This window comes from Streptomyces sp. NBC_00876 (assembly GCF_045207435.1).
In the GTDB taxonomy this organism is placed as follows: Bacteria; Actinomycetota; Actinomycetes; order Streptomycetales; family Streptomycetaceae; genus Streptomyces.
Genome location: NZ_CP108800.1, coordinates 3,834,040 through 3,849,906 on the forward strand (window position 1 = coordinate 3,834,040; position 15,867 = coordinate 3,849,906).

Consider the following 15,867-nt stretch of genomic DNA (forward strand, 5'->3'; position numbering starts at 1 on the left):
TAACAGAGAGTATCCACTCGCCCCCGAAAGGAGCAGAAAAGGGATCTTGTTTCCTCCCATCCGGTGAAGACGGGGGAAACGGTGACGGACCACCAGCGCCTTCGCCACGAGCAGTGCCGTACCTGCCCCCGAAGGCCGCACCGCAGGGCCGGAGGCCGCCTCCTCCCTCGCGTCACGGCAAAGGCCCCTCGAATCCGGGTGGATTCGAGGGGCCTGCGCCCTGTCGTGGGACGTCGGGTCAGCTGGTGCGCCTGCTGGAGGCCTTCCGGACTGCCACGCCTCCCACCAGGGCCAGCACGGCGGTCAGGATGCCGAGGACGGTCCACGTCCAGACACCGGTGTCGGCCAGGTGGCCCTTGCCCTTGCCCGGGTGGTCACCGTCATCCTTGCCCGGGTGGTCACCGTCACCCTTGCCCGGGTGGTCGCCGTCGCCCTTGCCCGGGTGGTCGCCGTCGCCGTCGTCCGGGTGGTCGCCGTCGCCGTCGTCCGGCTTCTTCTCGAACGTGTTGGTGACGTCGACCGACGCGTCGCCGGCCACGACCACCGTGCCGTCCGTGCCGCCGTCGGAGGCGGTCACGGTGACCGTGTCACCGTCGGGGACGTTCAGCTCGGTCACGGTGCACTCCGCACCCTCGGGCACACTGATATCGCGCTCCTCGCCGTCCTTCAGGGAGAAGGCGCTGTCGTCCGCCGCGAGGGCCACATCGCCCTGGTCGGTGGTGCACGCGAGACCGAATTCGTACGGTCCCGAGCCGCCGTTCACCACGTGCTTGGTGACGGTCAGCTTCGCTGCCGGGAAGGTGTTGGTGACGGTGATGACCGCTCCCCCGCCCTCCGAGCCGGCGGCCGTGACCACCGCCGGATTGTCGGGCGAGCCGTGGTCGACGACCGCCTTCGACGCACCGCCGGTGTCCACCTCCTCTGCCCAGCAGCGGCTGTTGACCGGTAGCGGCTTCACGGTGACGGGCTCGCCGGTCTTCACCTCGTAGGTCTTCTGCCAGACACGGTCGCCGGCGGCGCCGGCGGCGTCCGGCAGGGTGCAGGAGACATCGACCTTGAACGTGCGGTCCGTGGCGTAGTCCGCCGCGTCGCCCTCCAGGTCCTTCTTCAGGGTCAGTTCACCGAACTGGAAGGTGTTGGTGATCTCCGCCGTCTGTACCGCGGCCTCGCCGATGCCCGGCTCGATGGTCATCTCGACGGGGTTGTCGGCGGTGTGGTCGGCGCTGCCGCCGCGGACGGACGTCTCCCACACCGAGCACTGCGCGCCCGCCGGCAGGCCCTCGATGGTGACGGGCCTGTTCACGGACACCCGGTAGTCCTTGTCGAGGACCGTTCGGGGCTCACCGCCCTCCGGGGCGATGACACACGTGACGTGGTACGGGAACGGGATCCGCTTCAGAGGGCCGTCCAGCTGGTCGGGGTGGTCGCCGAGCTGCTTGACCAGCTTCAGGCCGCCGTAGGCGAGGGCGACGCCGACCTCGATGGGTTCGTTGGCCTGGAGGACCCGGGGGGATCCTGCCCGGTCGGTGGTCTCGTTGTGCGCGTACGAGTTCCAGGCGATCGTCGGGTCACCGTTGTGCGCGACGTCCACCGGGGTGTCCATCGCGTACGTGATGTCGACGCTGCCGCCCGGGGCGAGTGCCGGGCTGAAGGTGAGCTCCATCCGGGCTCCGACCGCCGCGGCGCCGTAGGCGTCGTCCCAGGTGGAGGACGGGCACTGGGCCGCGTTCGACCCGGCGCCGCCCATGTCGAGGTCGTCGGTGCACAGCGGCTCGTCGTTCTCGTAGGAGACGGCCATGGTGCCGGGCCCGTCCAGCTTCGGCTCGGAGGCGAGCGTGGGCCGCTTGTCCCACGCGGTGCCCCGCGGCTCGTCGAGGATGACGCCCTTGTCGCCCTGGACGGGGAACCGGTCGACGATACGCATGGCCGTGCCGGACTCGGTGCCGGCGTTCTGGACGCGCATCAGGTAGTGGTACTGGTCGCCGGGGTTGACGAGGGCGATGCACGGGGTGGCGGTGTACCGGCGGCCGGCCGCGTCGGTGGCCGACAGGCACGAGTCGTCACCCACGTCGACGACCTTGCCCGTACGGATGTTGAACCAGCCCAGTTCGTCGTTGCCCGACACCCACTTGCGGGCCATGAAGGCGGCGCCGGATTTGGCGGTGAGCGTGGCCTCGGCGACGCAGTACAGGCCGTCCCCGAAGGAGCCGTCGGTCCGCGAGGTGCCCTCGCAGGTCATGTCCGGGTCGGAGGAGGTGGCGCCCATCGTGTTGGTGACGACGTCACCGGCGTTGATGCCGGCCTCCAGCCGGACGTGGATCTCGATGGTCAGGGTGGCACCGGGCGCCAGCACCCATGCCGAGCCGTCCGCGTTCTTGGAGAAGTCCCAGCTGAGCGCCGAGACGCGGCCGTCCCCGGTGGTCTGGTTGAACACGGGGGTCGGGACAGGAGGTGTTCCGTCGGGCACCTTCGTGTCGACGACCTTGTAGGGCTCGCCGTTGTCGCCCTCGAAGGTCTCGACGAACGCGATGCCTTCGGGTAGCGCGTCCTTCACCACGAGGTTCGGGACGTTCGCCGTACCGGTGTTGGTGACCTTCAGGTAGAAAGGCGCGTCCTCGCCGGGCGCGAGCGCGGTGTTGGGCGTCTTGCTGACGTCCAGCACCGGGTCCCCCTTGACCAGGTCGAGGGTGGCGCTGACCGGGTCGATGTCCTTGGGCTTGTCCTCGTCCTCGATCTTGGTGAGGAAGCTGCCGCCCAGGGTGTCCTCCAGATGGCTGGGTACGGGGCCGCCGCCGTCACGCAGTGCCGGGCGGGGGCTGACGTCGAGAACCAGCACACCGGAGCAGGCCGTCTCGGCGCACGGGGTGATCGTGTACCCGTCGTTGAATCCGCTGGTCGAGGAGTACGTGGCACGGATGCCGGTGACATCCGCGGCGTTCACCCCCGTCGGCAGAGCGGCGGAGGCGGCCGGCGTGCCGTTGACCCAGGCCCCGTCGACGTACGCGTCGATCTGGACCCGGTCCGCACCGGCCGGCATCGTGTTCGACTTGATCGAGACGAGGTCGACGGCGTCGAAGAAGTCGGTGTCCTGGTCGGTCATCTGCAGGTACTTGGCCGACATGTTGCCGGTGTTGCGCACGGTGAGCGCGGCGTCCGCGTGCTGCCGGGGCAGTCCGGGGACGTACTCGGGGAGTTCACCGGGGCTGATCGACTTGTTGAGGGAGGCCGAGTCGTCGGCGGGACCGGTGGTGAGCTCGGGTGAGCACACCGGGTCGCCGGCCACGTAGTCGCCGCCCGCGGAGATCGAGTAGCAGTTGTTGAACGTCCCGCCGTCGTCGACGCCCTCGCGGCGCTCGGTGACGAGGTCGACCGTGAAGCTGGACTGGGGCGGCATGTCCCCGTCGTAGGAGGCGCGTACGCCCGTGGCGCGGTGCAGCAGCGCGGTGTCGGAGGCGTCGTACGCGACCCAGGCGCCCGCACCACCACTCGCGGTCGGGTCCCAGAGCTCGATGGTGACCGGGGCGGAGGACGGGGAGACCGACACGGAGTCGATCTGCAGCACGTCGAAGGGGCTCGGGCCGGTCGGCTTGCCGTCCGCGTCGGCCGGCGGGTCGGTGAGGACCGGGTCCACCAGCGCCTTGTTCCCGTTGTTGCTGAGCTTGAGGTGCATCGGGATGGGCTGGCCGGGCGGCACGTCGGTCTGGTCGGCGGTCTTGGTGCCGGACCCGGAGGTGTTCGGCGACTCGATGGGCAGGTCCTGGCATGCGGTGCCGGCCGCGGTTCCGCTGCCGTCAGTACGGCCGGCATCCCCCTTGAACCCGGCGCAGTTGGCGATGCCGGGGCTGCTTCCGGAGGGCAGATCGTCCGCGGTGACGGCGCCGGTCAGAGTGCCGTGCAGGTCCAGGCCCGCGTCGGCGCCCGCCTCGATGGTGGGGTTCCCGTCGCCGTCGACGCCGGTGTACACGACCTCGACCCGGGTGACGGAGGTGCCGTCCTTGGCGACGTCGACGGTCTGGTTCTCCGTGTACGTGTTCGTGGTGCTGGTGCCATCGGCGTAGGTGACGGTCAGCTTCGCCTCGGTGGCTCCTGCCGGGAGGCGCAGCCGGACCTGGCTCAGCGCGACCTTGTTGAACTCGCTCGTCGCGTTCGCGTCCGGCTCGGTGATCGTGATCGACTTCACCGGGAACGGGGAGCTGTTCTTGACGTCGACCATCATGCTGACCGGGGAGTTCACGCCGATGACGGCGTGTTCGCCTTTGTCCTGCGCGAAGTTGCCGTTGGTGTCCGGGAAGAACTTCTTGGACCCGTTGAGGACAAGGACGTCCGGCAGGATGTCGTACGTGTCGCAGGCCTGCGTACCGACGACTTTGCCCTCGGTGGTCTCCTGGGCGGACGGGACCGCGCAGTTGTCGACGGTGATCTTGTCGGTGGGCCGCAGCGGCGAACCGTCCGAGCGCTGGGTGTCGCGGAGCTTCAGCCCCACCTCGACGGTGCCGCCGGTCGCGTCGTACGGCAGGGGGTCGCCCTCGCTGTTGGTGAAGACGACCTCGAATCCGATGACGTCACCCGCGGCAACCCCGTCGGGCAGGGGCAGTTCACCCGGTGCGGTGATGGTGTTCCCGGTGTGCGTGGCCTCGTCGGCCGTGGTCACCACCAGGTGTGCCTGGTCGGCGCCCTTGGGAAACGCGGTCACGGAGGCGGAGGTGAAGTCGAAGTACTCGGAGATCTCCGGACTCGTGTCGGAGACGGACAGCTCGGTGACCTCGGCGGACGAGGAGGAGTTGTTACGTACCCCGAGCGTGATCGTGGACTCCTCACCGGTGCCGGCGACCGCGGAGCCGTCCTCCCAGGACTTCGTCGCCACCGGCTTGACCGCGCGCGGGATGGAGACCAACACATCGGTGGCGGAGGTCTTCGGTTCGGCGTTGCCGGCCGAGACCTCCGCGGTGTTGGTGATGGTGGCGCCGTCCGCCGCCTGTGTGTCGGCCGGCAGCCGCATCCCGATCTCCACGGCGCCCGCCTGGCCCGCCCGCAGGCCGGTCTTGCCCTCGGGGTTCTGCAGCGGCTGCGTGTAGACGACGGTCAGCTCCCGCGTCGACTCGTCGTACGTGACATCGCGGGTGGTGGTGGACTGGGGAAGGCTGGTGACGTCCAGCCCTTCGGGAAGTGTGTCGGTGACCGTGAAGTCCACGCAGTCCACCGTCAGCCCGGAGCACTGACCGTTGATCGTGTAGATGAACTCGTCACCGGGCTGCAGCGGATCACCGCCCGTGCTGCTGGTCTTGGTGATCCCGACGGAACTCATGGGATCGTCCGCCGCGGCAGAGAGCGGCATCGCGGCACCCTGGGAGACGAACAGCAGAGTCAGCGCCGCCGTGATCCCCACAGGGAGCCGGGCACGCGCATGCCGAAGTCGGGACATGAACCAGCCTCACTTTTCCAGATCGCACCGGCGCCCGCCTTCGGCAGTTCCACCGAAGCCGAGTCCTGTTGATTACCGTGAGTGAACCTAGGTCGCAGTGGGCGCAGGGCCGAATCCACCACTCCATAAAGATGATGATCAGTTAAGAAGTTCGACCATTCGGGCGATCGGGACCGGGCGGCCTGGCTGCTTGGCGATCGGACCGTGCATGACAGCGGGCCGCAGGCAGCGGATAGCCTCGGGCGGGACCGTACGGCCGTCCCCGTCCCCGTGCCCCGCCCGGGGCCGGGACGGCCGGGACACGACGAGAGCGACAGCACTGTGCACCAGTACGAGAAGGACGGACCGGCCATCTATCGCCAGTCCTTCGCCACCATCCGGGCCGAGGCGGATCTGACGGGTCTGCCCCCCGATGTCAGCCAGGTGGCGGTCCGGATGATCCACGCCTGCGGCATGGTCGACCTCGTACGCGATCTCGCCTTCACCCCGGACGTGGTGAGCCGCGCCCGCGCGGCGCTGCGGGGCGGCGCGCCCATCCTGTGCGACGTGGCGATGGTGGCCAGCGGCATCACGCGGCGGCGGCTGCCCGCGGACAACGAGGTGGTGTGCACCCTGTCCGACCCGGCGGTGCCCGGTCTCGCGGCGGAGCTCGGGACGACCCGCAGCGCGGCCGCCCTGGAACTGTGGCGCGACCGGCTGGACGGCGCGGTCGTCGCTGTGGGGAACGCGCCCACCGCGCTGTTCCGGCTGCTCGAACTGATCGAGGAGGGTGCGCCGCGCCCCGCCGCCGTCATCGGTGTACCGGTCGGCTTCGTCGGTGCCGCCGAGTCCAAGGACGCCCTGGCCGCGCATCCGTCCGGGCTGGCGCACCTGATCGTGCGCGGCCGGCGCGGTGGCAGTGCGATGGCGGCGTCGGCCGTCAACGCCCTGGCCAGCGAGGAGGAATGAGCCCGCGGAGGGTCTGCCGGGGCGCCGGGGTCAGGGTGTGCCGCCGAGGTGTGCGCGCAGCCAGGTGACGGCCTGTTCCGGGGTGCCGACAACCGCCACGTCCTGGGGGACCGGCGGGCGGCGCACCACGACCACGGGGATCCGTGCCTCGCGGGCGGCGGCGAGTTTGGGGGCGGTGGCGGCTCCGCCGCTGTCCTTCGTGACGAGGACGTCGATGCGGTGGCGGCGGATGAGCTCCCGCTCCCCGTCCAGGGTGAACGGGCCCCGGGCCGGCAAGGCCGCCATCTGTGCGGGGTACGGAGGTCCGGGCGCGTCCACCGACCGCGCCAGGAACCACAGCCCGTCCAGCCCGGCGAAGGCGGCAAGCCCCAGGCGGCCCGTTGTGAGGAACACGCGCCGCCCCAGTGCGGGAAGTACCGCCGCGGCCTCCTCCAGGGAGGCGACCGGGTGCCAGTCGTCGCCCGCACCGGGCACCCAGCCGGGGCGGCGCAGCGCGAGAAGAGGAACATGGGCGGCAGCGGCGGCGGAAGCCGCGTGGAAACCGATCGTGCCGGCGAAAGGATGGGTGGCGTCGATGAGCGCGTCCACCTGGTGCGTACGCAGCCATGCGGCCAGTCCGTCGGCACCCCCGAAGCCTCCGACCCGGACCTCTCCCGGCGGAAGCCTCGGACTTCCCACCCGCCCGGCGAGAGAGCTGGTCACCCTGGCCCCGGCAAGGGAACCGGTGGCCGGGGCAAGGGCCATCAGCAGTTCGGCGAGACGGCGGGCCTCCGTCGTCCCGCCCAAGATCAGAACATGCATCGGATCCATCCATGAGTGAAGCCGGAGGCGGGCGCAGCGCTCAACTCAAACACACCGGTCTGCGGCCCGGCTGGACCACCGGTGCCTGTGCGACCGCGGCCACCACGGCCGCGTACACGGCCCTGCTGACCGGCGACTTCCCCGACCCGGTGACCATCACCCTGCCCGGCGGCCAGACCCCCGCGTTCGCGCTCGCGGTGGAGGAGCTGGGCGGCGGGAGGGCGACGGCCGGGATCGTCAAGGACGCGGGCGACGATCCCGATGTCACGCACGGCGCTCTCGTCCGGGCCACGGTACGTGCGTTGCCGGCGGGTTCGGGTGTGGTGTTCCGGGCCGGGCCGGGCGTGGGGACGGTCACCCTGCCCGGCCTGCCGCTCGACGTCGGGGAGCCCGCGGTCAACCCGGTGCCGCGCCGGATGATGCGCGAGCACATCGAGCGGGTCGCGGCTGATCACGGGGGCGCGGGGGACGTCGAGGTCACGCTCTGTGTCGACGACGGCGAGGAGATCGCCCGGTCCACCTGGAATCCGCGCCTGGGCATCCTGGGCGGTCTGTCCATCCTCGGCACGACCGGTGTCGTGGTGCCCTACTCCTGCTCGGCGTGGATCGACTCGATCCGCCGCGGGGTGGATGTGGCCCTGGCCGGCGGGCAGACCCATGTGGCCGGCTGCACGGGTTCCACCTCGGAGAAGACCGTGGTCGCCGAGTACGGACTGCCGGAGATCGCCCTGCTGGACATGGGCGACTTCGCGGGCGCGGTGCTCAAGTACGTACGCCGTCATCCGGTGGAACGGCTCACCGTCTGCGGGGGGTTCGCCAAGCTGTCGAAGCTCGCGGCCGGCCATCTGGACCTGCATTCCGGGCGCTCACAGGTCGATCCGTCGTTCCTGGCCGGACTGGCCCGGCGGGGCGGGGCGGACGAGGCCCTGGCGGCCGAGGTGGCCGCGGCCAACACCGGGCTCGCGGCTCTCCGTTCCTGCCTCGCGCGGGGTATCGCGCTCGGGGACCTGGTGGCCGTGGCGGCCCGGGACGAGGCGCTGTCGGTTCTCCGGGGGGCGCCGGTCGCTGTCGATGTCATCTGCATCGACCGCGCGGGCGCGGTGGTCGGGCGCAGCGGGGTACGTGCGCCCGGCGATCACCTGTGAACCGATGATCCGACAGACGTAAAACCCTTGGTTCAGGGGGAGTTCAAGGTTTATCTACGCGCGGAGCTACGGATACCGAACGATCATTCGGGCAATTCCGACAGCTTCCCGCATGGCTATTACCGGTGGGTACCGGAAGCTGCTACAACGGGTGTCGCTCACTCAACCCCCCACCCACCCCCCACACTTCGGAGGGCTGACAGACATGTCAGTACGGAGATTCTGGGCGTCCGCATCCACTCTGCTCCTCGCCGCCGCGGCTGCTCTGGGCATGGCCCAGCCGGCCTCGGCAACCTCCTCGGCCGCCGCCGGCGGGTACGTCGCCCTGGGCGACTCGTACTCGTCCGGTGTCGGTGCCGGGAGCTATCTCTCCGACAGCGGTGACTGCCGCCGCAGCACCAATGCCTACCCCTACCTCTGGGCGGCGGCGAACTCCCCTTCGTCGTTCGCCTTCGTCGCCTGTTCGGGCGCCACCTCGAGTTCCGTGGCGAGCGGCCAGCTCGGCGCACTGAGCTCGTCCACCTCGCTGGTGAGTGTCACCGCGGGCGGCAACGACGTGGGGTTCGCCGACGTCATGCAGGACTGCGTGCTGTCCGGTGAGTCCGCCTGCCTCGCCGGGGTGAACGCCGCCGTCGGCAAGATGAACAGCTCGCTGCCGTCCGGTCTGAGCTCGCTCTACGCGTCCATCCACTCGAAGGCCCCGGCGGCGCACGTCGTGGTGCTGGGCTACCCGCGCTTCTACAAGATCGGCGGAAGCTGCATCGCCGGGCTCTCGGAGGCGGAGCGCACAGCCATCAACAACGCCTCCGACGTGCTGAACGGCGTGATCGCCAAGCAGGCGGCCAATGCCGGGTTCACCTTCTCCGGCGTCGCCGACGAGTTCACCGGGCACGAACTGTGCTCCGGTGACGCATGGCTCCACAGCGTCTCGATCCCGGTCTACAACTCGTACCACCCCAAGGCCGTGGGACAGTCCAACGGCTATCTGCCCGCCTTCCGTTCGGTCGCTTAGGTTCCCGGACACAGCCAGAGGCGCGGCATCGCTCCGGAGCGTTGCCGCGCCTCTGGCGTGCTCAGGTGTCTGCCCCAGTCGGCCGCCCGTGCAGGGCGAGAGCTGTCACCGCCGCCAGTACGGCGGCGGCCGCTGCCGCCCACCAGCTCTGACGGAACGCGTCCACCGCGACCGCCGGCGCGCTCGGGGCGCCCAGGAGGGTGACCATCAGCGCGACGCCCAGCACGGAACCGGTCTGGCGGGCCATCGTCGTGACCGCCGATCCGGTGGCGAACCGGGTCGGCGGGAGAGCCGCCGCGGCCGCCCCGACCAGGGTGGGGAGCGCGAGGCCGACACCGATTCCGGTGACCATCATGCCGGGCAGAAAGCCGGCCGCGTAGTGCGGAGCCGCGTCGAGCGCGAGTGCCCACCAGGCCATCCCCGCCCCGAACAGCAGGCAGCCCAGGGCGGCGGTGCGGCCCGCGCCGATCCGGCGGACGACCGGACCGGAGGACACGGCCAGCAGCGGGACGACCAACGGCCCCGGGGCGATGGCCAGTCCGGTCCTGATCGCCGAATACCCCCACACCTGCTGACACCACAGCACCGAGGTCAGCAGCATCGCCGCGAACGCCACGGTGAACAGCAGTGCGGCAAGCGTCGCGGAGGCGAAGGCGGGGGTACGCAGCAGCGCAGGCTCGATCACCGGGGCGCGATGGCGGACGGACCGCAGCCAGAAGGCCCCGGTCAGCAGCACCGCGGCCGCCAGTGATCCGAGTACGCGCGCCGAACTCCAGCCCCAGGCATCGGCCTTGACCAGGCCGAGCGCCAGGGCACCGATGGCGAGGGTGAGCAGGACGGCCCCGGCCAGGTCGGGGAAGGGCCCGTCGCGGTGCGGGCGGGCGTCCGGCAGCAGACGGGCGCCGGCGATCAGCCCGACCGCGCCGACCGGCACATTGACGAGGAAGACCCAGCGCCAGTCCGCCTCCACGAGCAGCCCGCCGACGACGGGCCCGAGTCCGGCGGCTATCCCGCCGATCGCGGCCCAGCCGCGGATGGCCCGGGGGCGGCGCTCGGCCGGGGTGTTGACGAGCAGCAGCGCGAGCGAGGTCGGCATGAGCACGGCGGCCCCGACGGCCTGGAGGGCGCGGGCGGCGACCAGCCAGCCGACTCCGGGGGCGAGAGCGCAGAGCGCGGAGGCGACGGTGAAGAGGCCGAGCCCGAGCAGGAAGCCCCGGCGGTGTCCGTAGCGGTCGGCGAGCCGGCCGGCGACGACGAGCAGGGCGGCGAAGACGATCGCGTACGCGTTGAGGACCCAGGACAGCGAGGCGAGCGAGCTGCCGCGGAAGGCGTCGCCGAGCGCGGGGACGGCGACGTTGACGATGAACAGGTCGAGATTCACGACGAAGACGCCGGCCGCGATGATCCACGCGGTTGCGCGCGAGGCGGCGGGTGCTGGTTCCGCCACTGCCCCGGGCGCAGGTTCCGCCACTGCTTCTGGGGCTGATTCCACTACGGCTGCGGGAGCCGGTTCCACTACGGCTTCAGGGCCCGGTTCAGCCGTCGTGCCGACGACCCCATGGCGGGGTGAGTTTGATTTTCCAACTGTCATGGCGGCAAGGTAGCGCCAGTGAGTTTGAGATGGCAACCTTGTAGGGATGAGTGCCGCACGTGATTCCGACGCCCCCCACGCCGCCGACGCCCCCGCCGCCCCGGCGGCCGCCCTGACCGTCCCGCTGCCCGGACGGCCGTGCCCGGCCGCTGCGGCGCTGCATGTCGTGGGTGAGAAGTGGGCGCTGCTCGCGGTGCGGGAGATCTTCTTCGGCAACCACCGGTTCGAGGCGATCGCCCGCAACACGGGCGCGCCGCGCGACCGGCTGGCTGCCCGGTTGCGCTCGCTGGAGCAGGCAGGCGTGGTCGAGCGACGGCCCTACAACGAGCGGCCGCCGCGCTACGAGTACCACCTCACCGATTCGGGGCGCGATCTCGCTCCGGTGATCCGGTCGCTGCTGGAGTGGGGCGACCGGTGGGTGCTGGAGGAGCGGCCGGTGGTGATCGTCCATGAGCCGGGCGGCGGCGACGGCCGCGAGAGCGCCAGCCGCGAAGAGGGGCACGCGCACGATCTCGATGCGGCGTGGGTGTGCCGGACGTGTGGCGAGGAGGTCGCGGTGAACACGCTCAGCGTGGACGTGCGCGCCCCGGGGTGGGACAGGGCGGGGCCGACACCGGCCGCCTGAGCACCCGTGCAGTCCCGGGCCGTCCCGGACCGGGAGGGTCCCGTGCAGTCCCAGGCCGTCCCGGGCCGTCCCGGACCGGGAGGGTCCCGTGCAGTCCCAGGCCGTCCCGGGCCGTCCCGGACCGGGAGGGCCCTCAGTACCGCTCGACGAGGTGCTCCCGGCCCGCCGGGGGCTCGTACGGCTCGGGCCAGAAGTCGGTGATCTGGCTGATCCGCCCCTGCGCGTCGAACGTGAAGAAGTGAATGGCGTGCAGCTCCTGCGCGTCGACGGTGAACAGCGTCCGGGCGGCGGCCTGCAGCCCCTCCCGGTCGGCCACGATCCGCTCGACGCGCACCTGCCAGTCCCCCGGGTACTCCCGGTTGAACGCCAGATACCGCTCCTTGCCGCGAATGCGCTCGCGGGTCTGCGGCAGGTCGTACAGCACCTCGTCGGCGAGCGTCGCCGCGAAGGTGTCCCAGTCACGGTGGCCGGCCGCGGTCCAGTAGCTCTCGACCGTGGCGCGCAGATCAGCAGTCGTGGTCATGCACTCGAGTCTGGCCCCCACCACTGACAACCGGCCTCACGCTTGACAACCGGCCCGAGCCGCCGGCTCCTACCGGGACCGGTCCGGACGCGTCGCCCTGATCGAGTACATCATCGGAATCCGCGGCCGCTCCGCCGGGAACCGGTAGCAGCCGTCGGACTGCCGCTCCAGTACCGGGAAGCGCGCGAAGAGCGACATGTCGTGCTCGTGCAGGAACTCGATCCGCAGACCGGCCGCGGCCAGCGCCGAGACCACACTGCCCACCGGGTGCTGCCACTCGACGCTGCGGTTGTGGACGGTCGGCGCGTCGAAGTCCGCGTACGTGCCCGGCGTCTCGTCCACCCACGCGTCATGGCTGAAGTAGTCGTGCACGATTCTCGAACCGGTCGCGTCGTCGAGGCAGTCGGTGAGCGGATGGAACTCCGCCAGGTAGAGAAAACCGCCGGGCGCGACGAGCGAGGCCGCCGTCTCGGCCCAGCGGTCGATGTCCGGAAGCCAGTTCAGCGCGCCGACGCCTGTGTAGACGATGTCGTACGAGGAGTCCGGCACGGCCTGAGCCGCGTCGTGGACGTCGGCGGCGACGAATGCCGCCCGGTCCGGGCCGAGGCCCAGGTCGTGGGCGAGCGAGCGGGCGGTCTCCACGGCCGGCTCGGAGAAGTCGAGACCGACCACCTGAGCGGCGCCGTGCCGGGCCCAGGACAAGGTGTCGAGGCCGATGTGGCACTGCAGGTGCAGCAGCGAGCGGCCCGTCACGTCCCCGACCTCCGCGAGCTCGAAGGCCCGGAGGGAGTCCTTGCCCGCGCGGAAGGAATCGAGGTCGTAGAAGTCACTGCCTGCGTGAATGGGCACACGCTCATCCCACATCGCGCGGTTGGCCTCGCGCCAGTCGGCAGGTATCGGAACAGGCATGCCCGCGAGGTTATCCACAGGCTGCGGACGACGCGAACGGATTGTCCGCGGTCCGGCGCAGAATGGGGGGCATGACTGACACCACTGGTTCGACGACCGATTCCGTCCCGGAGTGGGAGCAGCGTTTCCGGGCGCCCCGGGTTTCGCTGCCCGACTGGGCGCATGACGCGCCGGACCGCGCGCTGTTCGTCTCCAACGCGACGGGGACGTACGAGCTGTACGCATGGGACCGGGCGACGGGCGGGCAGCGCCAGGTGACCGACCGGCCGAACGGCACGACGGACGGCGTGCTGACGCCGGACGGTGAGGCCGTCTGGTGGTTCAGCGATACCGACGGCGACGAGTTCGGGGTGTGGATGCGCCAGCCGTTCCACGCAGGCGGCACGGGCGAGGACGAGGGGACGCGCGACGAGCCGGCGGCTCCCGGTCTCGGTCCCTCCTACCCGGCCGGGCTCGCGATCGGACGCGACGGGACCGCGGTGATCGGCCGTTCGACGGACGAGGACGGGACGACGGTCCATGTCGTGCGGCCGGGCTCGGCCCCCGTGGAGATCTACCGCCACCGCGAGTCGGCCGGGGTCGGTGACCTGTCGTACGACGGGACGCTGATCGCGCTGGAGCACACCGAGCACGGCGACGCGATGCACTCCGCGCTGCGCGTGGTGCGCCCCGACGGCACCACGGTCGCGGAGCTGGACGACACCGAAGGGGGCACGAAGGAGCTGGGCCTCGCGGTCCTGGGCTTCGTGCCGGTGGCCGGGGACGCCCGGCTGCTGGTCGGGCATCAGCGGCGCGGCCGCTGGGAGCCGATGATCTGGGACCCGGTGGCGGGCACGGAGACGGATCTCGCCATCGACCTGCCGGGCGATGTGGGCGCCGAGTGGTATCCGGACGGGTCCGCGCTGCTGATCGAGCACGGCTTCGAGGCCCGCAGTGAGCTGTGGCGGTACGAGCCGGCGACGGCGGGCGGCGCCCTGGGGCGGGTGGAGACGCCCGCCGGTTCGGTGTCGGGAGCCACGGCCCGGCCGGACGGCTCCGTGGAGTACCTGTGGTCGTCGGCCGCCGAGCCGCCCGTCGTCCGCTCCACGACCGGTGCGGTGGTGCTCGATCCGCCGGGTGCGAAGGCCCCGGTGTCCGTCCCGGTCGAGGACGTGTGGGTGGAGGGACCCGGGGGCCGTATCCACGCGCTCGTCCAGCGTCCGGCCGCTCCGGCCGAGGGCCCGTTCCCGACCGTGTTCGAGATCCACGGCGGACCGACCTGGCACGACAGCGACGCGTTCGCGGCCGGTCCCGCCGCCTGGGTGGACCACGGGTACGCGGTCGTCCGGGTCAACTACCGCGGCTCGACCGGCTACGGGCGGGCCTGGACGGACGCGCTGAAGCACCGGGTCGGCCTGATCGAGCTGGAGGACATCGAGGCGGTGCGCGAGTGGGCGGTGAAGTCCGGCCTCGCGGACCCGGCGAAGCTGGTGCTGGCCGGCGGCTCCTGGGGCGGCTATCTGACCCTGCTCGGCCTCGGTACCCAGCCCGGCGACTGGGCCGTGGGCCTGGCCGCGGTCCCGGTCGCGGACTACGTCACGGCGTACCACGACGAGATGGAGGCGCTGAAGGCGATGGACCGCACCCTGCTCGGAGGGACACCGCAGGAGGTGCCCGAGCGGTTCGAGGCCTCGTCGCCCCTGACGTACGTCGACGCCGTGCGGGCGCCGGTCTACATCTCGGCGGGCGTCAACGACCCGCGCTGCCCGATCCGCCAGGTGGAGAACTACGTGGACCGGCTGAAGGGCCGTGACGCCGTGCACGAGGTCTACCGGTACGACGCGGGGCACGGCTCGCTCGTCGTGGAGGAGCGGATCAAGCAGGTGCGGCTCGAGCTCGACTTCGCGCGGCGCCACCTGGCAGACGCCGCTCCGGCCGGACCCGCGGACCCGGCCCCGGGCGCGTAGGGGCCGGATAAAGGGCGGCTCGGCAGGTGCCCCCGCTCCGGCCGACCGGAGCGGGGACCGTACCGTGGAGGGGTGTACCGGTTCCTGCTGACCCCGCGATGGTGGGGGATCAACCTCTTCGTCGTGCTGGCCATCCCGTTCTGCGTGTTCATGGGCACCTGGCAGCTCGGCCGCTTCGAGGACCGCGTGCAGACGCACGAGGCCGCCGACAAGCAGCCCGCGCCGGGCACGATGACCGCCGAGCCGCTCGACGAGCTGCTGCCCGTCGACACCGTGACCTCCGGCCGCCCCGCCACCGCGACGGGCCGGTACGCCGACCAGTTCCTGGTGCCCGGCCGGGAGCTGGACGACCGGAGCGGCTTCTACGTCCTGGACATGCTGCGCACCGACAGCGGCAAGGCCCTGCCGGTGGTACGGGGCTGGCTGCCCGGGAAGGCCGGAGACACCCCGGTGCCGGCCGCACCGACCGGCCGGGTCACGGTGACCGGCGATCTCCAGGCCTCGGAGAACGCGGGCACCGCCGGCGCCGACACGGTGGGCGGCCTCCCCGACGGCCAGGTCGGCATGATCAGCGCCGCGTCGCTGGTCAACCTCGTGCCGTACGACGTGTACGACGCCTGGGTGACGCTCCAGAAGACCGGCACCACCGCCGACGGCGGTGCCGCAGCCGACACCGGTGACACCGGCACGGCCGCCCCGAGTACGGGTGCGTCCGGTACCGCGGCGTCCGGCGGCAGCGCCCTGCGCCCCGTTCCGGCCGCCGCGCCCGAGGGCAGCGGTCTCGACCTGAAGGCCTTTCAGAACCTGGGCTACACGGGTGAGTGGTTCGTCTTCGCGGCGTTCGTGGTCTTCATGTGGTTCCGGCTGATCCGCCGCGAGGCCGAGGCCGCCCGGGACGTGGAGCTCGGGCTGGTAGCCGACGCGGACACCCCCGCGAGCCCCTGA

The 15,867-nt window shown here is 71.4% G+C and carries 11 protein-coding genes; 6 read left to right on the forward strand and 5 right to left on the reverse strand.

All coding sequences use genetic code 11. From position 1 onward, the window contains the following. Window positions 1-238: 238 nt before the first annotated feature. A complete protein-coding gene (locus OG782_RS16790; protein ID WP_406451741.1) occupies window positions 239-5,422 on the reverse strand; it encodes a DUF5979 domain-containing protein in 5,184 nt (1,727 codons plus the stop codon). Window positions 5,423-5,743: 321 nt separating this feature from the next. Here OG782_RS16790 and OG782_RS16795 point away from each other — a divergent pair, with 321 nt between their 5' ends. Further along, window positions 5,744-6,370, forward strand: coding sequence for a precorrin-8X methylmutase (locus OG782_RS16795; protein ID WP_406451743.1), 627 nt, complete (start codon window positions 5,744-5,746; stop codon window positions 6,368-6,370). A gap of 30 nt (window positions 6,371-6,400) precedes the next feature. Here OG782_RS16795 and OG782_RS16800 read toward each other — a convergent pair whose 3' ends face one another. Next, a complete protein-coding gene (locus tag OG782_RS16800) occupies window positions 6,401-7,171 on the reverse strand; it encodes a cobalt-precorrin-6A reductase (RefSeq protein WP_406451745.1) in 771 nt (256 codons plus the stop codon). Between the two features lie 11 nt (window positions 7,172-7,182). On the opposite strand from OG782_RS16800, the gene OG782_RS16805 reads away from it, so the two are divergent. Together OG782_RS16805 and OG782_RS16810 are read left to right on the forward strand one after the other, a co-directional pair. Beyond that, the gene (locus tag OG782_RS16805; RefSeq protein WP_406451747.1) at window positions 7,183-8,316 is read left to right on the forward strand and encodes a cobalt-precorrin-5B (C(1))-methyltransferase; all 1,134 of its coding nucleotides are present in this window, start codon (window positions 7,183-7,185) and stop codon (window positions 8,314-8,316) included. Window positions 8,317-8,521: 205 nt separating this feature from the next. After that, entirely contained in the window at window positions 8,522-9,328 is an 807-nt protein-coding gene (locus tag OG782_RS16810; protein WP_406451749.1) for an SGNH/GDSL hydrolase family protein, read from the forward strand. 61 nt (window positions 9,329-9,389) lie between these two features. Here the strand turns inward: OG782_RS16810 and OG782_RS16815 are convergent, their stop codons facing one another. Continuing rightward, window positions 9,390-10,775, reverse strand: coding sequence for an MFS transporter (locus tag OG782_RS16815; protein WP_406451751.1), 1,386 nt, complete (start codon window positions 10,773-10,775; stop codon window positions 9,390-9,392). A gap of 190 nt (window positions 10,776-10,965) precedes the next feature. Here OG782_RS16815 and OG782_RS16820 point away from each other — a divergent pair, with 190 nt between their 5' ends. Beyond that, window positions 10,966-11,544, forward strand: a complete 579-nt coding sequence (locus OG782_RS16820; protein WP_406451753.1) for a winged helix-turn-helix transcriptional regulator — start codon at window positions 10,966-10,968, stop codon at window positions 11,542-11,544. A 133-nt stretch (window positions 11,545-11,677) separates the two neighbouring features. Here the strand turns inward: OG782_RS16820 and OG782_RS16825 are convergent, their stop codons facing one another. Both OG782_RS16825 and OG782_RS16830 read right to left on the reverse strand, forming a co-directional pair. After that, window positions 11,678-12,067, reverse strand: a complete 390-nt coding sequence (locus OG782_RS16825; protein ID WP_406451755.1) for a nuclear transport factor 2 family protein — start codon at window positions 12,065-12,067, stop codon at window positions 11,678-11,680. A gap of 69 nt (window positions 12,068-12,136) precedes the next feature. Further along, window positions 12,137-12,976, reverse strand: coding sequence for a class I SAM-dependent methyltransferase (locus OG782_RS16830; RefSeq protein WP_406451757.1), 840 nt, complete (start codon window positions 12,974-12,976; stop codon window positions 12,137-12,139). 71 nt (window positions 12,977-13,047) lie between these two features. On the opposite strand from OG782_RS16830, the gene OG782_RS16835 reads away from it, so the two are divergent. Next, window positions 13,048-14,922, forward strand: coding sequence for a S9 family peptidase (locus OG782_RS16835; protein WP_406451759.1), 1,875 nt, complete (start codon window positions 13,048-13,050; stop codon window positions 14,920-14,922). Between the two features lie 72 nt (window positions 14,923-14,994). Next, on the forward strand, window positions 14,995-15,867 hold the full coding sequence (locus OG782_RS16840; RefSeq protein ID WP_406451761.1) for an SURF1 family protein: 873 nt from the start codon (window positions 14,995-14,997) through the stop codon (window positions 15,865-15,867).

What these genes read in the sequence shown, in the direction of transcription:
- OG782_RS16800 (WP_406451745.1), bottom strand. Translation starts at nt 7,171, where the DNA reads ATGCATGTTCTGATCTTGGGCGGGACGACGGAGGCCCGCCGTCTCGCC.
- OG782_RS16805 (WP_406451747.1), top strand. Translation starts at nt 7,183, where the DNA reads ATGAGTGAAGCCGGAGGCGGGCGCAGCGCTCAACTCAAACACACCGGT.
- OG782_RS16835 (WP_406451759.1), top strand. Translation starts at nt 13,048, where the DNA reads ATGACTGACACCACTGGTTCGACGACCGATTCCGTCCCGGAGTGGGAG.
- OG782_RS16830 (WP_406451757.1), bottom strand. Translation starts at nt 12,976, where the DNA reads ATGCCTGTTCCGATACCTGCCGACTGGCGCGAGGCCAACCGCGCGATG.
- OG782_RS16790 (WP_406451741.1), bottom strand. Translation starts at nt 5,422, where the DNA reads ATGTCCCGACTTCGGCATGCGCGTGCCCGGCTCCCTGTGGGGATCACG.
- OG782_RS16810 (WP_406451749.1), top strand. Translation starts at nt 8,522, where the DNA reads ATGTCAGTACGGAGATTCTGGGCGTCCGCATCCACTCTGCTCCTCGCC.
- OG782_RS16820 (WP_406451753.1), top strand. Translation starts at nt 10,966, where the DNA reads ATGAGTGCCGCACGTGATTCCGACGCCCCCCACGCCGCCGACGCCCCC.
- OG782_RS16825 (WP_406451755.1), bottom strand. Translation starts at nt 12,067, where the DNA reads ATGACCACGACTGCTGATCTGCGCGCCACGGTCGAGAGCTACTGGACC.